At 42.6% G+C, this 20409-nt stretch carries 18 protein-coding genes and 1 pseudogene; 16 read left to right on the forward strand and 3 right to left on the reverse strand.

Translation table 11 applies throughout. The annotated features are described in order from the left end of the window. The 14 genes from B7C60_RS19365 to pyrF all read left to right on the forward strand — a co-directional run. Positions 1 to 391, forward strand: a 391-nt coding sequence (locus B7C60_RS19365) for an aspartate-alanine antiporter-like transporter (RefSeq protein WP_483887764.1), incomplete at its 5' end; no start/stop codon positions are given. Between the two features lie 676 nt (positions 392 to 1067). Then, complete coding sequence (gene tig, locus B7C60_RS13570) at positions 1068 to 2369, forward strand: trigger factor (RefSeq protein ID WP_099612129.1); 1302 nt, start codon at positions 1068 to 1070, stop codon at positions 2367 to 2369. A gap of 110 nt (positions 2370 to 2479) precedes the next feature. Then, the gene (clpP, locus tag B7C60_RS13575; RefSeq protein ID WP_099612130.1) at positions 2480 to 3106 is read left to right on the forward strand and encodes an ATP-dependent Clp endopeptidase proteolytic subunit ClpP; all 627 of its coding nucleotides are present in this window, start codon (positions 2480 to 2482) and stop codon (positions 3104 to 3106) included. An 83-nt stretch (positions 3107 to 3189) separates the two neighbouring features. Then, the gene (clpX, locus tag B7C60_RS13580) at positions 3190 to 4470 is read left to right on the forward strand and encodes an ATP-dependent protease ATP-binding subunit ClpX (RefSeq protein ID WP_099612131.1); all 1281 of its coding nucleotides are present in this window, start codon (positions 3190 to 3192) and stop codon (positions 4468 to 4470) included. A 119-nt stretch (positions 4471 to 4589) separates the two neighbouring features. Continuing rightward, a complete protein-coding gene (gene lon, locus B7C60_RS13585; RefSeq protein ID WP_099612132.1) occupies positions 4590 to 6941 on the forward strand; it encodes an endopeptidase La in 2352 nt (783 codons plus the stop codon). Between the two features lie 193 nt (positions 6942 to 7134). After that, the gene (locus B7C60_RS13590; RefSeq protein WP_099612133.1) at positions 7135 to 7407 is read left to right on the forward strand and encodes an HU family DNA-binding protein; all 273 of its coding nucleotides are present in this window, start codon (positions 7135 to 7137) and stop codon (positions 7405 to 7407) included. Positions 7408 to 7557: 150 nt separating this feature from the next. Next, positions 7558 to 9417: a peptidylprolyl isomerase gene (gene ppiD / locus B7C60_RS13595; RefSeq protein ID WP_099612134.1), complete on the forward strand. Its 1860-nt coding sequence runs from the start codon at positions 7558 to 7560 to the stop codon at positions 9415 to 9417. 141 nt (positions 9418 to 9558) lie between these two features. Then, positions 9559 to 9855 (forward strand): ComEA family DNA-binding protein, encoded by a 297-nt coding sequence (locus B7C60_RS13600; protein ID WP_099612135.1) that lies wholly within the window; start codon positions 9559 to 9561, stop codon positions 9853 to 9855. Positions 9856 to 10363: 508 nt separating this feature from the next. Beyond that, positions 10364 to 11044: a (d)CMP kinase gene (gene cmk, locus B7C60_RS13610; RefSeq protein ID WP_099612137.1), complete on the forward strand. Its 681-nt coding sequence runs from the start codon at positions 10364 to 10366 to the stop codon at positions 11042 to 11044. Between the two features lie 104 nt (positions 11045 to 11148). Then, positions 11149 to 12819 carry a 30S ribosomal protein S1 gene (rpsA, locus tag B7C60_RS13615; protein WP_099612138.1) on the forward strand — a complete coding sequence of 557 codons (1671 nt, stop codon included), beginning with the start codon at positions 11149 to 11151 and terminating at the stop codon, positions 12817 to 12819. 282 nt (positions 12820 to 13101) lie between these two features. After that, the gene (gene ihfB / locus B7C60_RS13620) at positions 13102 to 13380 is read left to right on the forward strand and encodes an integration host factor subunit beta (RefSeq protein WP_099612139.1); all 279 of its coding nucleotides are present in this window, start codon (positions 13102 to 13104) and stop codon (positions 13378 to 13380) included. A 252-nt stretch (positions 13381 to 13632) separates the two neighbouring features. Next, complete coding sequence (locus B7C60_RS13625) at positions 13633 to 13917, forward strand: LapA family protein (RefSeq protein ID WP_099612140.1); 285 nt, start codon at positions 13633 to 13635, stop codon at positions 13915 to 13917. Between the two features lie 13 nt (positions 13918 to 13930). Further along, entirely contained in the window at positions 13931 to 15100 is a 1170-nt protein-coding gene (gene lapB / locus B7C60_RS13630; protein ID WP_099612141.1) for a lipopolysaccharide assembly protein LapB, read from the forward strand. Positions 15101 to 15166: 66 nt separating this feature from the next. Then, complete coding sequence (gene pyrF / locus B7C60_RS13635) at positions 15167 to 15862, forward strand: orotidine-5'-phosphate decarboxylase (protein ID WP_099612142.1); 696 nt, start codon at positions 15167 to 15169, stop codon at positions 15860 to 15862. A 70-nt stretch (positions 15863 to 15932) separates the two neighbouring features. On the opposite strand, the gene miaE is transcribed toward pyrF, so the two are convergent. Both miaE and B7C60_RS13645 read right to left on the reverse strand, forming a co-directional pair. Next, positions 15933 to 16715, reverse strand: a complete 783-nt coding sequence (miaE, locus tag B7C60_RS13640; protein WP_099612143.1) for a tRNA isopentenyl-2-thiomethyl-A-37 hydroxylase MiaE — start codon at positions 16713 to 16715, stop codon at positions 15933 to 15935. Between the two features lie 60 nt (positions 16716 to 16775). Further along, the gene (locus B7C60_RS13645; protein WP_099612144.1) at positions 16776 to 17540 is read right to left on the reverse strand and encodes a DNA repair protein; all 765 of its coding nucleotides are present in this window, start codon (positions 17538 to 17540) and stop codon (positions 16776 to 16778) included. Between the two features lie 295 nt (positions 17541 to 17835). Here B7C60_RS13645 and cysB point away from each other — a divergent pair, with 295 nt between their 5' ends. After that, positions 17836 to 18810 (forward strand): HTH-type transcriptional regulator CysB, encoded by a 975-nt coding sequence (cysB, locus tag B7C60_RS13650; protein WP_099612145.1) that lies wholly within the window; start codon positions 17836 to 17838, stop codon positions 18808 to 18810. A gap of 55 nt (positions 18811 to 18865) precedes the next feature. Next, a complete protein-coding gene (locus B7C60_RS13655; RefSeq protein ID WP_099612146.1) occupies positions 18866 to 20089 on the forward strand; it encodes a methyltransferase in 1224 nt (407 codons plus the stop codon). A gap of 6 nt (positions 20090 to 20095) precedes the next feature. Here B7C60_RS13655 and B7C60_RS19370 read toward each other — a convergent pair. Continuing rightward, positions 20096 to 20409, reverse strand: a pseudogene (locus B7C60_RS19370) (alanine dehydrogenase); the annotation flags it as partial.

The following is a 20409-nucleotide window of genomic DNA, read 5'->3' on the forward strand; positions in this document are numbered from 1 at the left end:
CTGGTTCATGCCACCAAGCGCTAACTTAGCATTACGTGAAATTGGTATTGTTCTATTCCTCTCTGTGGTTGGACTAAAATCGGGAGGGCATTTTATTGATACCTTAGTGCAAGGTGATGGTGTCAGTTGGATGGGATATGGTGCATTAATTACCGCTATCCCATTAATTACCGTAGGGATCTTGGCTCGGCTATTTGGTCAACTGAACTACCTTACTATGTGTGGTATGTTGGCAGGCTCAATGACGGATCCACCAGCATTAGCTTTTGCAAATGGTTTACATGAAACAAGCGGCGCATCAGCGTTAGCTTATGCAACGGTTTATCCGTTAGTCATGTGTTTGCGGATACTATCTCCACAGGTATTAGCGCTTATTTTATGGGCATTATAATGAACGGTAACGGAAGGGGCTTGTTTCCCTTCCGTGTCTATTTTTGGCGCAAGAGGCGATTGAACAGGCAACCCAAGGCAATTGTCATCAAATCGAGACACTGATTCAGCGATTACCTCGACCTTTTGACGAATAGCCAGAATATGAACGCTATGCAAGGCTCCCCACGGAGTGGGGGAAAACATTGGTCATCAGTTGCTCGTCTTAGACGGCCATCATGATGGTTAACTATTAATGCGCTTGCCCTGCAAAATAAGAGCAAGATCTCTTTTTGAATGTTTGGATAAAAAAAAGCCTCGATTCTCTTGAAAAAGCCTTTATTGTCCCCATTTAAATTCTCATGGTTTTAAGTGTTTGATGAAAACTTTAGCACTTAGGTCGTTTTTGGACAGATTTATAAGCGATGGTTTGGGGTTTAACTCGACAGGAAAAGCCCTGATCGGTAGAATGTCACGTCTAAATTTTTGCCCTGAGGCTAATCAGAGATACCTTTATTCGGCGCAAATCGGCAAAGATATCACTTATTAGTCTGATATTAAGGCTTATTAAGCCGAAATATCGATGCCTAATATTTATCATTTAAGTGTTCAATCGAACACAACACAAGGATGCAGCCAATCACGGTATTGGCTCATGATGCTCAGGAATACTGAGCCAGTTTTGAGGTTTATAAACAATGCAAGTTACTGTTGAAACGCTAGAAGGCCTAGAGCGCCGTCTCAATATTACTGTTCCAGCTGCAAACATCGAAGATGCGGTGACAGCGGAACTACGCAACATCGCCAAGAACCGTCGTTTCGATGGTTTCCGTAAAGGCAAAGTGCCAATGAAGATGGTTGCTAAGATGTACGGCAAAGCAGTACGTCAAGATGTATTGGGTGAAGTGATGCAGCGTCACTTTATCGAAGCAATCGTGAAAGAAAAAATCAATCCTGCTGGCGCACCAACCTTTGCTCCTGTTGAAAACGAAGCAGGAAAAGACCTTGTTTTTACAGCAACGTTTGAAGTTTACCCAGAAGTTGAGTTGAAAGGTCTAGAAAATATCACGGTAGAAAAACCAGCAGCAGAAGTGACTGATTCAGATGTTGCTGAAATGTTGGAAACACTTCGTAAACAACAAGCCGCTTGGGTTGAAGTGGACGAAGCTGCTGAAGAAGGTAAGCGAGTTTCTATCGATTTTGTTGGTTCTATTGATGGTGAAGAATTTGAAGGCGGTAAAGCTGAAAACTTCCCACTAGAAATGGGTGCTGGCCGTATGATTCCTGGTTTTGAAGATGGTATCGTTGGCAAAACTAAAGGCATGGAATTTGAAATCGACGTTAACTTCCCTGAAGATTACCACGCAGAGAACCTAAAAGGTAAAGCGGCCAAGTTTGCCATTAAAGTTAATAAAGTAGAAGCGCGTGAACTGCCAGAAATGAATGATGAATTTGTGGCTAAGTTTGGTGTGGCTGAAGGCGGAATTGAAGGTTTGAAAGCCGAAGTTCGTAAAAATATGGAGCGTGAGCTGAAGCAAGCCATCAAAACTCGCGTGAAAGAGCAAGCGATTGAAGGCCTAGTAAAAGAGAACGAAACTCCGGTTCCTTCTGCATTGGTTGACCAAGAAATTAATGTATTACGCCAGCAAGCAGCTCAACGTTTTGGTGGTAACATGGAAGCCGCTAATCAACTTCCACGTGAACTTTTTGAAGAACAAGCAAAACGTCGCGTTGTGGTTGGTCTACTCTTAGGTGAAGTTATTCGCACTGAAGAGCTAAAAGCTGATGAAGAAAAAGTAAAAGCTCTAATTGATGAGATGGCAACTGCTTATGAAGATCCATCAGAAGTGATTGCTTACTATCAGCAAAATGAGCAAATGATGGATAATATGCGCAATCTTGCTCTAGAAGAGCAAGCGATTGAGGCGATCATTGCTAAAGCCAAAGTGACGGAAAAAACAGTTAGCTTTAATGAGCTAATGAATCCAGAAGCTGCTTGATTTAAGCAATTTGTCACGTAGAAAGGTTGACGAAACGTCAGCTCTTCTGCTAACAATGGTCCGCGTGATGCCCATCATTCGGGCCATTTATTTTAGGGATACAAGACTATATGAGCTACCAAGAAAAAAATGCAATGTCGCCAGTGATTGATGCGCTCGTACCCATGGTGGTAGAACAGACATCTCGTGGTGAGCGTTCATATGATATCTATTCTCGTCTATTAAAAGACAGAGTGATTTTTCTGACAGGCCAAGTAGAAGATCACATGGCAAATCTTGTCGTGGCTCAACTGCTTTTTTTAGAATCTGAAAATCCTGATAAAGATATTTTCCTATACATTAACTCTCCTGGTGGCAGTGTGACTGCTGGCATGTCTATTTATGACACCATGCAGTTTATCAAGCCTAATGTCAGCACGTTATGTATCGGGCAAGCTTGTTCAATGGGGGCCTTTTTACTCGCTGGTGGTGCACCGGGTAAACGTTATGTCTTACCCAATTCTCGCGTAATGATTCATCAACCACTAGGGGGCTTCCAAGGCCAAGCCTCAGACATTCAAATCCATGCGCAAGAAATTCTAAGTATTAAGAATAAACTTAACAAATTGCTAGCAGAACACACAGGACAACCACTCGAAATCATTGAACGCGATACCGATCGTGATAATTTTATGTCAGCGGATCAAGCGGTGGAATACGGGTTAGTCGATGCTGTGTTAACTCATCGTGGTGAATAGCCATTGTGAAAATTGGTTAACGCAATCTAGTGTAAATTGTTATACACTGAAACCATAAAGAGTAAAGGCTAAGAGGTTAGCGAATGACAGATAAAAGCAAAGAGGGTGGTAGCAGTAAATTGCTGTACTGCTCTTTCTGTGGCAAAAGCCAGCACGAAGTTCGCAAGCTAATCGCCGGTCCTTCAGTATACATCTGTGATGAATGTGTCGATCTTTGTAACGATATTATTCGTGAAGAGATCAAAGATGTTTTACCGAAGAAAGAGTCGTCAGCGTTGCCGACTCCTCGAGAAATTCGTGAACATCTCGATGACTATGTGATTGGCCAAGAACATGCAAAAAAAGTGCTTGCGGTTGCGGTATATAACCACTACAAGCGTTTACGTAACGGTGATACAACGAGTGACGGTGTGGAACTTGGCAAAAGTAATATTTTGCTGATTGGTCCAACAGGAAGTGGTAAAACACTACTTGCTGAAACCTTGGCTCGTTTCTTAGACGTTCCGTTTACGATGGCAGATGCAACTACATTAACCGAAGCCGGTTATGTGGGAGAAGATGTTGAAAACATCATCCAGAAACTGCTACAAAAATGTGACTATGATGTTGCCAAGGCAGAGCGAGGAATTGTCTATATCGATGAAATCGATAAAATTTCACGTAAAGCAGAAAATCCATCCATCACTCGTGATGTATCCGGTGAAGGGGTTCAGCAAGCGCTGCTAAAACTGGTGGAAGGTACAGTGGCATCCGTTCCGCCACAAGGTGGACGTAAGCATCCGCAGCAAGAGTTTTTACAGGTTGACACCTCAAAAATTCTTTTCATTTGTGGTGGTGCTTTCTCTGGTTTGGATAAAGTCATTGAACAACGTGTCGCGAAAGGGACAGGAATTGGTTTTGGGGCTGAAGTTCGCTCAAAAGACAGTAGTAAGTCGATAAGTGAACTCTTTACCCAAGTAGAACCTGAAGATTTGGTAAAATATGGGTTGATTCCAGAGTTTATTGGGCGCTTGCCAGTCACGGCAACCTTAACAGAACTGGATGAGAAAGCCTTAATTCAAATCTTATGTGAGCCGAAAAACGCATTGACAAAACAGTATGCCGCTCTTTTTGAGTTAGAAGAGACGGAACTAGAATTTCGTGAAGATGCCTTACGTGCAATCGCCGCTAAAGCGATGAAGCGTAAAACTGGTGCTCGGGGTCTACGTTCTATTCTTGAAAACGTCCTGTTAGAAACCATGTATGAACTGCCTTCAATGTCTGACGTTGAGAAAGTTGTCATTGATGAGTCTGTTATAAATGGTGAGTCAGCTCCTTTACTCATTTACGCAGGAAATGAGCATCAAGCTGCAGGTGCTGAATAAAATTTGTGCAACTGTTTTAAAAGGAGGCGGTCAAGCCTCCTTTTTTTAATTCTGTCATTGAATCCAGTCTGTTAGCCCCCATATACTGCCATATACATAAAAGCGGAAGAGAGAATAATATGAACTTGGAACGATCCGAGCGTATTGAGATCCCAGTACTCCCTCTACGAGATGTAGTGGTGTACCCACATATGGTCATTCCTCTGTTTGTTGGCCGTGAAAAATCCATTCAGTGTTTAGATGCGGCAATGGATAACAACAAGCAAGTGCTTCTGGTTGCTCAAAAGCAAGCAGAAACCGATGAGCCGAAAGTTTCAGATCTCTTTGAAGTGGGAACTGTGGCGACCATCCTTCAATTATTGAAATTACCCGATGGTACGGTAAAAGTCTTAGTTGAAGGTCAACAGCGCGCAAAAATCCATCAATTCAACGAAGGTGAATTTTTCTCAGCGGAAGCTGAGTATTTATTGACTCCAGAGTTGGATGATAAAGAGCAAGAAGTGGTTGTGCGCAGCGCGATCAATCAGTTTGAAGGTTTTATCAAGCTGAATAAAAAGATTCCTCCTGAAGTCCTGACATCACTGAATGGTATCGATGAAGCCGCTCGCCTTGCCGATACCATCGCAGCGCATATGCCACTAAAACTGGCAGATAAACAACAAGTTTTAGAAATTTTAGACGTCGCTGAACGTTTGGAATTTTTGATGGGGCAAATGGAATCAGAAATTGATCTGCTGCAAGTTGAAAAACGCATTCGTACCCGCGTGAAAAAGCAGATGGAAAAATCTCAGCGAGAGTACTACCTGAATGAGCAAATGAAAGCTATTCAGAAAGAACTCGGTGAGATGGATGATGCACCCGATGAATTTGAAGTTTTGCAACAAAAAATTGAAGCATCGAAGATGCCAAAAGAAGCTCGAGAAAAAACAGAGCAAGAGCTGCAAAAACTAAAAATGATGTCTCCGATGTCGGCAGAAGCCACGGTGGTTCGCAGCTACATCGACTGGATGGTTAGCGTGCCTTGGACGAAGCGCTCTAAAGTGAAAAAAGATCTCGCTAAAGCAGAAGAGATCCTCAATGCTGATCATTATGGTTTGAAACGGGTAAAAGAGCGCATTTTGGAATACCTGGCGGTACAAACACGGATCAATAAGTTAAAAGGGCCAATTTTATGTTTGGTTGGGCCTCCAGGGGTGGGTAAAACGTCATTAGGACGCTCTATCGCTGCCGCCACTGGCCGTAAATATGTCCGTATGGCTCTAGGTGGCGTGCGGGATGAAGCCGAGATTCGCGGGCACCGTCGAACTTATATTGGTTCATTACCGGGTAAGTTGATTCAAAAAATGGCAAAAGTTGGGGTTAAAAACCCGCTATTTTTATTAGATGAAATCGATAAAATGTCTTCAGACATGCGTGGCGATCCCGCTTCTGCCTTGTTAGAAGTGCTAGACCCTGAACAAAATAACTCGTTTAATGACCATTATTTGGAAGTTGACTATGACTTATCGGATGTGATGTTTGTCGCGACGTCTAACTCGATGAATATTCCAGGCCCGCTGTTGGATCGTATGGAAGTGATTCGTCTATCCGGTTATACCGAAGATGAAAAACTCAATATAGCAAAACGTCATTTAGTGAATAAGCAAATTGAGCGTAATGGTTTGAAACCTAGTGAGATCATCATCGAAGATTCAGCCATTATTGGTATTATCCGCTACTATACACGCGAAGCAGGAGTCCGCGGGCTTGAGCGAGAAATTTCTAAAATCTGTCGTAAAGCGGTGAAGAAAATTCTGCTCAATACTGGGGTCAAAACCGTGACGGTTAATCAAGCAAACTTAAAAGAATTTTTAGGTGTACAGCGGTTTGATTATGGTAAAGCGGATGAAAGTAATCGTATCGGTCAAGTTACTGGCCTTGCATGGACTGAAGTCGGTGGCGATCTTCTCACGATTGAAACACAATCGATGCCGGGCAAAGGGAAGTTAACACAAACCGGTTCGCTGGGCGATGTGATGCAAGAATCGATTCAAGCCGCGATGACTGTCGTTCGCTCTCGTGCGGAAAAACTCGGTATCAATGGTGACTTTTATGAAAAGAAAGATATCCATGTTCATGTTCCGGAAGGGGCAACACCGAAGGATGGCCCGAGTGCGGGGATCGCGATGTGTACAGCGTTAGTCTCTAGCCTTACCGGCAATCCGGTAAAAGCGGAAGTGGCAATGACAGGTGAAATTACGCTGCGAGGCGAGGTGTTGCCGATTGGCGGTTTGAAAGAAAAGCTGCTTGCGGCCCATCGTGGCGGGATCAAAACCGTGTTAATCCCTAAAGATAATGAGCGTGATCTAGAAGAGATTCCAGATAACGTGATTGCAGATTTGCAAGTTATCCCAGTCCAGTGGATTGATGAAGTATTGCAAGTTGCATTAGAAAAAGATCCGAATGGGGTCAGTTTTTCAGCGGTCAAATAGTGATATGCAGCAAAAATAAGTAAAAGATTACGCTGATAGGTGGAAAAAGGCTTGTCAGCGTTTTTTTTGAGAGCTAACGTTATTGACTATGGCTTAAGCCCAGTTGTCACAAGGCTTTAAGCCTGTTTTTAATCTTAATGGAACGAATCGGCACCGAACAAAATAATAACTTGGTAGCCAAAGGGGAATCATAGTGAATAAAACTCAATTAGTAGAAAAAATTGCAGCTGACGCTGATATCTCAAAAGCATCAGCTGGTCGTGCCCTTGATGCATTTATTGAAGCAGTGAGCGATACTCTTCAGTCTGGTGATCAAGTGGCATTAGTGGGCTTTGGTACCTTCTCAGTTCGTACCCGTGCGGCTCGTACTGGTCGTAACCCTAAAACGGGCGAAGAGATTCAAATCGCTGAAGCAAAAGTACCTGCTTTCAAAGCGGGTAAAGCATTGAAAGATGCTTGTAACTAATTCAGTTACTTTTGTTGTTTTTACGCAAATTTAGTTCGAACCTTTTGAAATTATGCGCATCCTACTGATGCGCATTTCTTTTTCTGATATTATCGCGCTATTCAATTTTGGCTGAAGTCTGTGACTTCAAATCCGGAGAGCAGTAAAACTATGATGGATCGATTACGCGAGGGCGTGAACAGCACCGCGATAAAAATTATCCTAGGACTAATTATCCTTTCTTTTGTCTTTGCTGGGGTAGGTAATTCCCTGATTAGTGGCGGCAATAACGCTGCCGCTAAAGTCGGCGGTGTTGATATTGGCCGAGGAGAATTTGAGCAAGCTTACCAAAATGAACGTAATCGTATGCAATCTCAGTTTGGCGATTACTTTTCTAACTTGTTAGCCGATCCGGCTTACGTTTCCTTCTTGCGAAAGTCAGTGCTTGATAATTTAATTAATGATCTTTTACTTGAGCAACATGCTCAATCACTTGGGCTCAGAGTGAGCGATGAACAAGTTCGTCAATCAATTTTAACCATGCCTGAGTTTCAATCGGAAGGTCAGTTTGATCAAACGCTTTACCAATCGGCTTTGCGTCGTGCTGGGTTTACCCCAGACGGGTTTGCACAATATCTACGTCGTAATTTAGTACGTAATCAGTTAATGACTGCGCTACAAGGTAGTGAATTTACCCTAAATGGTGAAATTGATGCCCAGAGTGCTTTAATTACTCAGCAACGTCAAATTCGTACCATCTCTTTACCGACCGCATCTTTTACTCAGTCAGTCCAAGTTACCGCTGAGGAAATCGAGCAATACTACCAAGCAAATGATGAGCGCTATACTCGTCCAGAACAGATGAAAATTTCTTATATTGAACTGGCAGCGCAACAATTGAAAGCTGCGGTATTGGTGAGTGATGAGCAAGCACAAGCTTATTATCAAGAGCATCAAGATAAATATACGTCAGATGAACAGCGTAAAGTGAGCCATATCCTTGTGAAAGGTGATGACAGGGCAATGGCTCAAGCTATTCTTGATGAACTTGATGCAGGGGCTGATTTTGCCACCCTAGCCAAAGAAAAGTCACAAGATACTGGGAGTGTACAAGAAGGCGGTAATCTGGGCTGGATTGAACGTGGTACGATGGATGCAGCGTTTGAAGATGCAGCGTTTGCGCTACAGCATGTTGGTGATGTAACGGGCTTAGTTAAATCGAAATCTGGTTACCACATTATCAAACTTGATGAGCTTAACGCCCCCATGGTTCGACCTTTTGAGCAAGTTGTTACGCAAATTAAAACTGAGCTGCAAGATCAACAAGCGGTTGATCAGTTCTACCAACTGCAAACTGAGCTTGAAAAAGTAGCGTTTGAATCTCCAGATTCATTGGATGATGCAGCGCAAGTGGTTCATGCACAGATTCAGCGTACTGACTTTATTTCAGTTGATGAACTTCCCCAACGTTTACGTAATACGGATGTGTTACAGGCATTGCAGTCACCAGAAGTCAAAGAAGATGGTTTGAACTCAGAGGTGATTGAAATTGCTCCAGAACACATTGTGGTGGTGCGTGTTGAAGAGTCTCGACCTGAAACTATTTTGCCATTAGCCGAGGTCAAGTCATCCATTGAGGCGGAACTGGTGCAGCTAAAAGGTGCTCAACAAGCACAGCAGTTAGCGACTCAGCTAGTGAGTGGATTGCAAGCAGGGGATGATCACTTACTGGCCGAGCATAAGCTTACTTTTAGCCAACCACAAACGATTGATCGTGGTGCAGCTTTGGCTAAGATTGTCTTTTCAATGCCCAAGCCGGAACAAGATAAATCGGTTTATGCGCAAGGAAAAGATCAGGATGGAAACGTGGTTGTGATTGCGTTAGATAAAGTTGATACTCAGGTCGATGCGCAATATCGTGAGCAAATTGCTGCTCAATTATCTCGTCTTGGTACTCAGCAGGATTTAGATAGTGTACTGAATGTATTGCGTAAAAATACAGAAATTGAGTATTTCTCTGTGAATCAATAATACACATCATGTAATTGATATGTTTGTTAAAATGGGCTGCCTTTGCAGCTCATTTTATTTTACGGTTTTGTTTGATTTGTTGTGTCTTTATTTCCCTTAATATCAATACGCGTTGTCGCATAGGTAATCACAAGGAGAGTTATGATGCTAAAAAAATACTTAATCATTTTACTGTTAGGAGCTTGCTGGCCAATGAGTTATGCCTCTGGTGAAGAACTTACTGAGGTCAGTCAAGGGTTTGAGATCACCGTTAATATTAATACCGCTTCTGCAGAAGAAATGGCGACGTTATTGCAAGGAATTGGCTTGCAAAAAGCACAGGCGATTGTTGAGTATCGGGAACAAAACGGTGCTTTTACTAATAAGGATGATTTAATTAAGGTAAAAGGCATTGGCCGAGCGACGGTCAATAAAAATGACAAGCGAATTTTGCTTTAATCTCATTTCCATCCTATATGAGTATTTGGGTTGATTATCAAAACTCAGGAAAAATTCCTGAGTTTTTGTTTATACACCCCTGTCCTTTCTCTTCTTTAGTCTCTGCGTTACTGTTATTTTTTGCTCTTTCTCGATATAGCCAACCTGCAATTCCAAGTTGTTTGGGTGTAGATAGTATAAGGCGTTGTCTTATTGTAACGGGTTGGGAAACTCGCATCTTAGTTGCACTTCGGTATATAATTCCATGCTATCCCTTTCCTACTTGATCTGCAGGGGGGTTGGCTACGTTCGTTCACCTCAATCACATAGCCTGTCTATGTTCATCGGGGTTATGAGAGCCATTCGTGGCTCTCACCAAAGGCCAGCCTATGGCTGTTCAAATTTGTTCCAGACAAATTTGTCACTCACTTGCCGCCAACCTGCAACTCCAAGTTGTTTGGGTATAGTCAAATGCGCCGTCAGTCGCGAAATAAGTCATACGAAAAATAAACAATAAATGGAGTAAAGCATGTCCTTGCAAACAGCGGTCATTACCGTGGATGGACCTAGTGGTGCTGGTAAAGGCACTCTTTGTATGTTGTTGGCGAAAAAACTCGGGTTTCAGCTGTTAGATTCAGGAGCGATTTATCGGGTATTAGCTCTTGCCGCTCTTCATCATGGTGTTGATATTGATTCAGAAGACGCTTTAGTTCCATTGGCAACGCATCTGGATGTACAATTTGTTGCTGAAGGTGATTTGGTGAAAGTCATTCTTGAAGGAGAAGATGTTTCCAGGGAACTGAGAAAAGAAGAAACGGGGATGGCTGCCTCAAAAATTGCCGCATTACCTCGCGTCAGAGAAGCTTTGCTACGTCGACAACGAGCTTTTGATCAAGGCCATGGCTTGGTGGCGGATGGACGAGATATGGGAACGGTTGTTTTCCCCCAAGCTGCTGTGAAAATTTTCCTAGATGCGAGCGCACAAGAACGAGCTCAGCGTCGTTATAAGCAGTTGCAACTGAAAGGCCTTAATGTTAAATTTGACGACCTTTTAAGCGAAATTCAAGAGCGAGATGAACGAGATCGTAATCGTTCCGTGGCACCACTGCGCCCAGCCGAGGATGCGCTATTACTTGATTCCACCACATTATCTATAGATCAAGTGGTGGAACAAGCGTTACAATATATAGAATCGAAACTGGTGGAATAAATCACGCCAGTTAAGAACGTTGGTCGCAAGGATGATGACTGGCGATTTTAATAACCCCATGCGGTAGGATACCCATGGACGTTTAATTATTGAAGATTAAATACATGACTGAATCTTTTGCTCAACTCTTTGAAGAGTTTCTAAATGAAACCCAATTCCAACAAGGTACTATCGTTAAAGGTACTGTTGTTGCGATTGAAAATGGCTACGTTCTTGTTGACGCTGGCCTTAAGTCTGAATCTGCTATTCCAGCAGAACAGTTCAAAAACGCTGCGGGTGAACTAGAAGTAGAAGTTGGTTCAGAAGTTGACGTAGCACTTGACGCTGTTGAAGACGGTTTCGGTGAAACTCAACTTTCTCGTGAGAAAGCGAAACGTCACGAAGCGTGGATCGTTCTTGAGAAAGCTTACGAAGAAGCTGAAACGGTTATTGGTATCATCAATGGTAAAGTTAAAGGTGGCTTCACTGTTGAATTGAACGGTATCCGTGCATTCCTTCCAGGCTCTCTAGTTGACGTTCGCCCAATCCGTGACACTGCTCACTTAGAAAACAAAGAGCTAGAGTTCAAAGTCATCAAGCTTGATCAGAAACGCAACAACGTTGTTGTTTCTCGTCGTGCTGTTATCGAATCTGAAAGCAGTGTTGAGCGTGACGAACTTCTTGAAACTCTACAAGAAGGTACTGAAGTTAAAGGTATCGTTAAGAACCTTACTGACTACGGTGCATTCGTTGATCTTGGCGGTGTTGATGGTCTTCTACATATCACAGATATGGCTTGGAAACGCGTTAAGCATCCATCAGAAATCGTTAACGTTGGTGACGAAATCCTAGTTAAAGTTCTTAAGTTTGACCGTGAACGTACCCGTGTTTCTCTAGGTCTGAAACAGCTTGGCGAAGATCCATGGGTAGCAATCGCTAAACGTTACCCAGAAGGTCACAAACTAACTGGTCGCGTAACAAACCTAACTGATTACGGCTGCTTTGTTGAAATCGAAGAAGGCGTTGAAGGTCTGGTTCACGTTTCAGAAATGGACTGGACTAACAAGAACATTCACCCATCTAAAGTTGTTAATGTTGGCGACGAAGTTGAGGTTATGGTTCTTGATATCGACGAAGAACGTCGTCGTATCTCTCTAGGCTTGAAACAGTGTAAAGCTAACCCTTGGCAGTCATTCGCTGAAGCGCAAGCTAAAGGCGATAAAGTGACTGGTAAGATCAAGTCTATCACTGATTTCGGTATCTTTATCGGTCTTGATGGCGGTATCGATGGTCTGGTTCACCTTTCTGACATCTCTTGGAATGTTCCTGGAGAAGAAGCAGTACGTGAGTACAAAAAAGGTGACGAGATCTCTGCAGTTGTTCTAGCTGTAGATGCAGAGCGTGAGCGTATTTCTCTAGGCGTTAAGCAAATGGAAAATGACCCATTCAATGCTTATGTTGCTGATAATAAGAAAGGCACTCTAGTTAACGGTACGGTAACCGCTGTTGACGCTAAAGGCGCAACGATCGAGTTAGAAGATGGTGTAGAAGGTTACCTTCGTGCCTCTGAAATTACTCGTGATCGCGTAGAAGATGCATCTCTACTTCTCAGTGTTGGTGATAAAGTTGAAGCGAAATTTACTGGTGTTGACCGTAAAAACCGCGTCATCAATTTATCTATCAAAGCGAAAGACGAAGCTGAAGAGCAAGAAGCAATGGCATCTATCAATAAACAAGATGATGTTGCTTTCGGTAATGCAATGGCAGACGCTTTCAAAGCTGCTAAAGGCGAGTAATCTAACTTGTTGATTAAAAAGGGGCCGCATGGCCCCTTTTTTTATTCATCAGCGAGATAACGTGATGATCTATTACATTTACTTATGCTAGTATTGCTGGACCTCAGAGAGCCCGGTTTATCCCTTTGAGGTATAAAAGCTAAGCTAAGTTTTTCTAAGAGACATGTTCTCCGTTTTCTTTGATGCAACTTAGCCATACTCTTTTTATACAATATGAAGCAAGTGTTTGTTGGAATTGATATTACTGACTATAATCAGGGTAAAAACTCAAAGAGGGAAACTATGACGAAGTCTGAATTAATAGAAAGGCTGTGTACCGAGCAACCCCATCTGTCGGCAAAAGAAATTGAAGATGCGGTAAAAGAGATTCTGGAACACATGTCGAAAACATTAGAAGCTGGAGATCGCATTGAAATTCGAGGATTTGGTAGTTTCTCTTTGCACTATCGTGATCCCCGTGTTGGACGCAATCCTAAAACTGGTGAAAAAGTCGAATTGGATGGTAAATATGTTCCGCACTTTAAACCGGGTAAAGAGTTGCGTGAGCGAGTTAATCAATAGTTTTAATGGTAGAATAGCCTTATAAGCGGCATACTGTCTTGGTGTGCCGTTTTTTTATATTTTGATTCGGAATGCTATCGCAACTTTATTTGCTCTCTTCCTATCGGGCGGAGGCTCTTTCTATCTGGGGCGTCCACTGCTTGCTGTGGATTTCGAGTAACCTTAAGCTGATTTGACGATAAAATTGCGCATGGTTTGTCTGAGCGTTTTCCTGCATAATCGGTTAATAGATTTGTGGATGGGTAATCAATTATGAAAATGATAAAAATCCTTGTGCTACTCGCTCTTTTCTTACTGGCTTTAGCGTTAGGATCACAGAATCAAGCGTTAGTCACATTTAACTATTTATTCGCTCAAGGTGAGTTTCATCTATCCACCTTGCTTGGCAGTGTCTTTGTCGTTGGCTTTCTTATTGCGTGGATCATTTTTGGCAGTTTTTATCTGAAATCTCAATTAGAAATTCGTAAATTGACTCGAAAGCTAAAACAACACACAAAATCGCAAGAGCAGACAAATGCTAAAGCGACTCTCGAGTAAGGCTATTACTTAGATGTTAGAACTTCTTTTCTTGCTCTTGCCTATTGCTGCCGCCTATGGCTGGTATATGGGTAATCGTAGTGCTCAGCAAGACAAGCAGAAGCATTCCCACCAAATATCTCGACAGTATGTAACGGGACTAAATTTATTACTTTCAGATCAGTCTGATAAAGCCGTTGATCACTTTATCGAGCTGTTGCAAGTGGATAACGAAACGATAGATACCCATCTTGCATTGGGAAATTTATTTCGTTCTCGTGGTGAGGTTGATCGTGCAATTCGTATCCATCAAAACCTGATTTCTCGTTCAGGCTTAACCATTGATCAAAAAAACCTCGCCTTACAGCAGTTAGCGAAAGATTATATGGTCGCTGGATTTTTGGATCGTGCAGAGAAAATCTTTGAGCAATTAATTGATGAACCAGAACATCGTGAGTCTGCGCTTCAACAATTAACCGCAATTTATCAGCAAACACGTGAATGGCATAAGGCGATTTCATGTGCGCAAGCCTTAGTCAAGCTCGGGCGTAAGCGAATGAAGCAAACCATTGCTCATTTTTGGTGTGAACTGGCAATGCAGGAAAAAGCAGAAGGGAAAGATCATAAAGCGATCCAGTTGCTGAAACGAGCTTTACATGAAGACCCTAAATGCGTGCGTGCCAGTATTTCCTTAGGAAAACTCTATTTAGCCAACCAAGATTATAAACAGACGCTGATTTATCTTGAAATGGTTTTCGAGCAAGATATTGATTTTATTGGAGAAGTTCTACCATCCTTAGCCGAATGTTATCATCATCTTGGCCAAGAGCCACAATTGATTGAATTATTGCGTCAGTGTATTAACAATAATGCAGGAGTGTCTGCTGAGTTAATGCTAGCACAATTAGTCGCGCAGCATGATGGTACCGCCAGTGCTCAAGAATTATTAACTCGCCAATTAGTCAAAAATCCAACCATGAAAGGTTTTTATCGTCTGATTGATTACCATATTGCTGAGGCAGAAGAAGGGCGCGCTAAAGCTAGTTTGTTAACTTTGCAACGGTTAGTGGGTGAGCAGTTAAAAACAAAACCACATTACCGATGCCGCCGCTGTGGTTTCTCAACGCACTCGCTATATTGGCACTGTCCATCCTGCAAAGGGTGGGGATCGATTAAGCCCATCCGTGGATTGGATGGCGAATGATTTTTCAAGATTTGCAGCTCTATAAGCTGCATTTTTTTAGGCTCAATGTATATCTTAGGAGTAGAAATGAACGACCCAAAAGTGATCGTTGCACTCGATTATGAACACAAAACCGATGCGCTTACGTTTGTCGATAAAATTGATCCGGCAAGTTGTCGGTTAAAAATTGGCAAAGAGATGTTTACACGGTTTGGTCCCCATTTCGTTACTGAGTTACATGATCGAGGGTTTGCTGTTTTTCTCGATCTTAAGTTTCATGATATTCCTAATACTTGCGCTAAGGCAGTGCGAGCAGCGGCGGATTTAGGTGTTTGGATGGTCAATGTTCATGCCAGCGGTGGAGAGCGTATGATGACGGCTGCACGAGAAATACTTGAGCCTTACGGTTGTGATCGTCCATTGTTAATTGGAGTAACCGTCTTAACGAGTATGGAACAGAGTGATTTACAAGGTATTGGTATCAACAGTGAACCAGAGCAGCAGGTGATGCGCTTAGCGAGACTGACAAAAAATTCCGGTTTAGATGGCGTCGTATGCTCGGCTCAAGAAGCCTCTAGGCTAAAACGTGAGCTTGGACAAGCCTTTCAGTTAGTTACACCGGGAATTAGGCCAATAGGGGCCGATATTGGTGACCAACGTCGGATAATGACGCCAGAGCAAGCCATCAACTCAGGAGCTGATTATCTCGTGATCGGTCGGCCAATTACCAAAGCCAGCAATCCTGCTCAAGTGTTGGCAGAGATTCATGCATCCCTACTTTAAATCGTCAATAGCAGCAAAAGAGGTGATTTGAACACCTCTTTTGCTTGGTTGAGTTTACGCTGAGTTGTGTTTACGCTGAAAATGTCGGAATACCGCTATGGAACTTAAAGTCGCTATCCGGTGAGGAAATTAATTTAGCTTCAACATTAGCGAAGTGCTCGATACGTTCTGAAATATCTTTACCTGCAATCTGTTCTGCGAGTTCCAAGTAGTCTTGATAGTGTCGTGCTTCTGAGCGTAAAAGAGAAAAATAAAATTTTCCTACATCGTGCTCTAAATAAGGTGCTAGTTTTGCGAAACGTTCACATGAACGGGCTTCAATAAATGCGCCAATAATAAGCTTATCGACGAGTGCATCGGGCTCATACGTTTTGACGTGTTTAAGCATCCCCTTAGCATATCGACTAGCGTTAATTGGCTGATATTCAAATCCCTTTTGTTGGATAAGTTCAAGTACTTGATAAAAATGATGCAGCTCTTCTTTGATCAAGAGTACCATTTTATCAATCATCGCTTGTCCATAAAGGCAGTTTGGCTTCGCTTGAATAGACTTGGAGAGCTGATTTTTTCCTTGTAACGTGTTGAGGTTACCGACGCATTTGTAAGCAAACTGCTCATAAGGTGCTGATAACTGGCTTAGTTGCCGGCTTCCTTCCTCTGTCACTACGTAGCGTTTAAGTAAAAACATAGCGCTTTGTGCGGCTTTCAGCTCACACAATAAGTGGTCACGGAGGATAATTGACAGATTTTCGGGTTTTTGAGCTTCATTAAGCCAAGCATCGGGGGTTGCACAAGCGAGAAATTGCTTAAGTGGATTGATTAGCTGTTCAATAGCGGGTGTATTGTTGATCATAAGCCATTAAAAAGTTGATATATTATGTTGCCATGAATAGGTGAGTAGTGGGAGAGATTATTACCACTTTTTCTTTTCACCAAAGAGCGCTTCCATATCACTATCTCGTTCTTTTTCTTCACGTTGTTGAACTTCAGATGCATTTTTGGTTTGGCGACGTGATTCGACTTCATCATACATGGCTTGTAACTTTTCTCGAGCTTGATGAGAATAACTGTCATTTTTGGTACTTAGCACGTCTAATCCTTTGCGAAGTAACTGTAAGGCGGTTCCGGGTTGGCCTCGAACAATTGAATCTTTAGCTCGTTTAATGACATTTTCGATATTAATGCGGATCTGTATGGTTTCTAATCGAGCATTTTCAGTGACATAAGCTTGGGTATCAAAACGGCCTTTATTATGTTCACTACGGATAGTATCACGTAACCGTTTGACTAATTTTAGCATGACGATGGCTTGCTTATCGCTAGTCGGGACTTTAAATGTAGTACTTTCTCCACCCGGGTGGTTTTCTTTTAGGTGTTGGATTTGTGTCTGCATATTTTCAACACGTTGAGCTAATTGCTTATTTTTTGGATCGAGATCTAACATATTTTGTAGGGCGTCAAGAATACGGGTATTCAAGCAAACAAGTAGATCTTTACTAAACGGAAGATGATGAGCATTGCCGATTAAGTCTTCGGTAGCATCAATAATGGTTAGGTACCTTGCTGACTCTTGTTTTTTGGTTGTTTCAATCTTGAGTCTGTATTGCAGCATGATGTTATAACCCAAGATTAAAACCAATAGAATGGCCACCAGAGCGATAATTAAACCTATATTCATAAAATCCGTATCTTTTTTAAAAGGCCCAATGCCAGAGCATACACTATCCTAGCTTCTCTCTACACCATCTACCAAGAGTCAATGTGCATTATTTGTGCTTTCCGCATAAAAAAATGCAACAGAGCGATCATTTTTAGGGTAGGCGCTCATTTTTCTTAATGATGATCGAAATGTGCCGCGTTTGTACAACTATTTATTGTAAGCTCTTTGCATTGTGTTCGTGAAGCGTTATAACTAATCATTATAAACCATAGAACGGCGATGTCGCACTTCTCAGAAGGAAATAAGATAAATTATGAAGTTGCAGCAACTTAAATATATTGTAGAAGTGGTCAATCATAACTTAAATGTGTCGGCGACAGCAGAAAGTTTGTATACCTCACAACCAGGTATCAGTAAACAAGTTCGCTTATTAGAAGATGAGCTCGGGATACAGATTTTTGAGCGCAGCGGCAAGCATTTGACCCAAGTGACCCATGCTGGTCAAGAGGTTATCCGGATTGCCACCGAAATTCTTGCGCGAACAGAAAGCATTAAGTCGGTTGCCGCAGAGCATACTCATCCAGAAATGGGCACGTTGAATATTTCAACCACCCATACCCAAGCTCGTTATGCATTACCTGATGTAATTAAAGGTTTTACTGCTCGCTATCCGAAAGTGTCTTTGCATATGCACCAAGGCACGCCGAGTCAAATGTCTGAGGCGATCGCTAAGGGTATTGCCAATTTTGCCATTGCTACTGAAGCACTCCATTTATATCAAGATGCGATCATGTTGCCTTGCTACCATTGGAATCGCTCCATTGTTGTGCCTCACGATCACCCATTGGCACAGAAAGCTTCTGTTACCATTGAAGATGTTGCGGCTTACCCTTTGGTCACTTATGTGTTTGGTTTTACTGGGCGTTCAGAACTTGATACCGCCTTTAATCGTGTTGGGTTGCATCCTCGAGTGGTGTTTACGGCCACGGATGCTGATGTGATTAAAACTTACGTTCGAATGGGGATGGGGATTGGGGTGATAGCCAGTATGGCGATTGATAAAGAGCAAGACACTGATTTAGTGGCCATTGATGCCAGCCACATTTTTGGTGCGAGTACCACGAGTATTGGTTTTCGTCGTGGTACTTTTTTGCGCACATATATGTATGATTTTATGGAACGTTTCGCTCCTCATTTAACCAGACCTGTGGTTGAGCGTGCGATTTCTTTAAAATCTAATGCTGAAATCGAAGAGATGTTTAAAGATATCGAGCTGCCGGTACGCTAATCCTTTCCTCCTCATAAGTACCACTCTAAAATAGGCCATTATTTGAGGAGGGCGCATGCGCGATTGTTTTCAATACATTGATACTTATCTTAGTCAGACGCAGCCTTTCTGGCGTTTTGAGCCTTTTCATGATAGTGGCTTAGCAACAGCGCCTTGGTCTTCAATAGCTCCTGAGTTAGAGGCGTGGTTGAGTACCCTTTCAAATGAACAGGTTGCTGAATTGAAACAGCAGCCTGAACCATTAATAGCTATGCTATCGGTCCATATCCCTAAACTTGATCATATTGTTCAATCTTTGCGTCTGTTGTTATCGAATGGGCAATCGAATGATTTTTGTGAGGCGTATAGTGAGCCTTATCCTGGGGTTCCTGGTCGTAAGTTTGCGCAGATAAAAAGTTTGGGGGCTTTTCTGGTCAGTCGACATCAAGGTGAAGCTTGGTTAGAGTGGTGTTCGGGTAAAGGATACCTTGGCCGTTGGCTTGCTTCTCACTCATCTCATCCCGTGGTGAGTTTTGAATACCAAGAGGCATTATGTGAGCAAGGCCAATTGGAGGCGGATCGTTTAGGGTTAAGGATGAATTTTGTTCAAGGTGATGCATTGGATGTGCGCAGCCAGCGTTTATTTAAAGCGCATCAGCATGCCGTTGCATTGCATGCCTGTGGTGATTTACATGTTCGCTTATTGCAGTATGCGGTGACGAATCAGTTAGCGGCCATTACCTTTTCTCCTTGTTGTTATCATTTGATTGAAGGTGAATATTATAGTCCTCTTTCTCAGCTAGCAAAACGATCTGCTTTGAATTTGACTCGGAATGAATTGAGAATCCCGTTGCAGGAAACCGTGACCGGAGGGGAGCGTGTTAAGCGCCATCGTTGGTTGGAAATGACCTACCGACTCGGATGGGATGAGTTGTTAAAAGCTGAACTCGGTTATCAAGAATACCTTCCGACCCCGAGTGTTAAAAAGTCGCAGTTAAATGAAGGCTTTGAGGCTTTTTGTTGTTGGGCGGCCGCTAAAAAGGGCATGACCTTACCTACTATTCATTTTGAATATTATCATCAAAAAGGTATTGAGCGTTTTTGGAAAATGGAGCGACTCAGTTTAGTTCAACATGGTTTTCAACGTTTACTTGAGTTGTGGCTTGTTTTGGATCGGGCGCTATTTCTACAAGAGCAAGGGTATCGAGTTGAGATCGGTGAGTTTTGTCCGCGAGCTATCACACCGAGAAACCTTGTGATTCATGCACAAAAAGATAACCGGGTATCCCCCGGCTATTGATTGGCTTTATTCACTTAATCGGTTAATGGCATCAAGTGGCGAGACATACGGTAGTTTGAAATTATCGGCAACTTCTCGACAGGTAACTTGGCCATGAATGACATTGAGGCCCTTCAAAAATCCGGGGTCACTCAGCAATGCTTGTTGATAGCCTTGGTTAGCTAATTTGATAATATAGGGAAGCGTTGCGTTATTGAGAGCAAAAGTCGATGTGCGAGCAACCGCTCCGGGCATATTCGCGACACAGTAATGGACAACGTCATCGACCACATAAGTTGGGTTGTCATGGGTAGTGGGGCGAGATGTCTCGAAACAGCCAC

Source organism: Vibrio fujianensis, from assembly GCF_002749895.1.
Classification (GTDB): domain Bacteria; phylum Pseudomonadota; class Gammaproteobacteria; order Enterobacterales; family Vibrionaceae; genus Vibrio; species Vibrio fujianensis.

Bases quoted from the DNA above. Each gene is read 5' to 3' on its own strand.
- clpP (WP_099612130.1), top strand. From the start codon at position 2,480: ATGAGCTACCAAGAAAAAAATGCAATGTCGCCAGTGATTGATGCGCTC.
- pyrF (WP_099612142.1), top strand. From the start codon at position 15,167: ATGAACGACCCAAAAGTGATCGTTGCACTCGATTATGAACACAAAACC.
- B7C60_RS13625 (WP_099612140.1), top strand. From the start codon at position 13,633: ATGAAAATGATAAAAATCCTTGTGCTACTCGCTCTTTTCTTACTGGCT.
- miaE (WP_099612143.1), bottom strand. From the start codon at position 16,715: ATGATCAACAATACACCCGCTATTGAACAGCTAATCAATCCACTTAAG.
- lapB (WP_099612141.1), top strand. From the start codon at position 13,931: ATGTTAGAACTTCTTTTCTTGCTCTTGCCTATTGCTGCCGCCTATGGC.
- B7C60_RS13655 (WP_099612146.1), top strand. From the start codon at position 18,866: ATGCGCGATTGTTTTCAATACATTGATACTTATCTTAGTCAGACGCAG.
- rpsA (WP_099612138.1), top strand. From the start codon at position 11,149: ATGACTGAATCTTTTGCTCAACTCTTTGAAGAGTTTCTAAATGAAACC.
- ppiD (WP_099612134.1), top strand. From the start codon at position 7,558: ATGATGGATCGATTACGCGAGGGCGTGAACAGCACCGCGATAAAAATT.
- tig (WP_099612129.1), top strand. From the start codon at position 1,068: ATGCAAGTTACTGTTGAAACGCTAGAAGGCCTAGAGCGCCGTCTCAAT.
- B7C60_RS13645 (WP_099612144.1), bottom strand. From the start codon at position 17,540: ATGAATATAGGTTTAATTATCGCTCTGGTGGCCATTCTATTGGTTTTA.
- clpX (WP_099612131.1), top strand. From the start codon at position 3,190: ATGACAGATAAAAGCAAAGAGGGTGGTAGCAGTAAATTGCTGTACTGC.
- B7C60_RS13600 (WP_099612135.1), top strand. From the start codon at position 9,559: ATGATGCTAAAAAAATACTTAATCATTTTACTGTTAGGAGCTTGCTGG.
- ihfB (WP_099612139.1), top strand. From the start codon at position 13,102: ATGACGAAGTCTGAATTAATAGAAAGGCTGTGTACCGAGCAACCCCAT.
- cysB (WP_099612145.1), top strand. From the start codon at position 17,836: ATGAAGTTGCAGCAACTTAAATATATTGTAGAAGTGGTCAATCATAAC.
- cmk (WP_099612137.1), top strand. From the start codon at position 10,364: ATGTCCTTGCAAACAGCGGTCATTACCGTGGATGGACCTAGTGGTGCT.
- lon (WP_099612132.1), top strand. From the start codon at position 4,590: ATGAACTTGGAACGATCCGAGCGTATTGAGATCCCAGTACTCCCTCTA.